Source organism: Streptomyces sp. NPDC029674 (assembly GCF_044903205.1).
Classification (GTDB): Bacteria; Actinomycetota; Actinomycetes; order Streptomycetales; family Streptomycetaceae; genus Streptomyces.
On the sequence record NZ_JBJDPY010000071.1, the window covers coordinates 1 to 1,137 of the forward strand.

At 61.9% G+C, this 1,137-nt stretch carries 1 protein-coding gene; it reads left to right on the forward strand.

Features of this window, described 5'->3' with window-relative positions:
* On the forward strand, positions 1-1,074 hold a 1,074-nt coding region (locus ACI2L3_RS40430), incomplete at its 5' end, for a hypothetical protein (protein ID WP_404757461.1).
* Positions 1,075-1,137 lie beyond the last annotated feature (63 nt).

The following is a 1,137-nucleotide window of genomic DNA, read 5'->3' on the forward strand; positions in this document are numbered from 1 at the left end:
GCCGACGATTTGCGTCAGCAGTTCCAACTGGCCTCAGGCTTGGTACCCGAAGAGGCCCTCAACCTTCATCGGTGGCTGGAGGCGGCCATCCGCCTTCCTCAAGTGAGCATCTTCGTCACTGATAGCAGGCCGCTACTGCAACGCCCGTTTATCGAGGGAGTCCAGGTGACCTCCCCGACTGAGGCTCTCGGCACAATCGGTCTTCACATGCGGCTAAATGCGAAGGCCGCGGTCCCCACAGTGGGGCTTTCGCAGTTCCGAATGGTCCTCCCCGATCCTCAGAACTGGGCGGCCGAAGAGCTCGTACCTGAGATCAATGACCTCGCCCGGCTTCCATGGCATCCGGACGGGCACATGGCCATGCAACTGCTTGCCGTGACCAGGCACAGGATGGCCAGATGTCTGACGATCCGCGACGAGCTCATCGCGAGCTACGTCTTCGACGGCTGGCGAAAGCGGGTCGGGGAGCCGGCGGACCTTCTGGTCGACTTCGCCTTGCACCTCCATGGGCTCATCGACGCTCTGGGGCGGTCCCTCAAGCGCGTCACACCTGAACTCGATAGTTCCGTAAGCGATCGCAACGTCTGGCGCGATGACATCTTGCGGAAGATCGCGGTAGCGGCCGGAGGCGAAACAGCAACCGTGCTTTTGAGCGAGGAATTCCTGGCGTTTAGGAGAACCGTCGCATTGCTGCGCAATACGATCCACGCTGTTCCCCCGGGCCGCGGTACGGAGAGTGGCGGAGACCGGACGGGTCCAATCGTCCACCCGCCCGAAGAGGACGTGCATGAGTTCCTCAGGCATACCCAGACGCTCGGACTGACGTCGCGCTGGGTACGCGAGCACCCCACGATGGCGGTGAACTGGTCCTACGAACATGCACCTCGTATCGACCCGATCGCCATGACCGACGACTTACTGGGCTTCGCAGTCTTTTACTTGCGGACGATCGCCCGAGACGACCCGTGGGAAGCCCGACACGATCAGATCCCTCGGGGACAGGCACAGCCGCACCTGGATGGCCAGACTTCCTACCTGCCTTTGCTTTATGGCCTCGGCCACTTGATGACCTGAGAGAACCATGGGACTCAACCCAGAGCGCTTCAGGGGGCGGGCGCTTTACGCCATTCTCGCCTT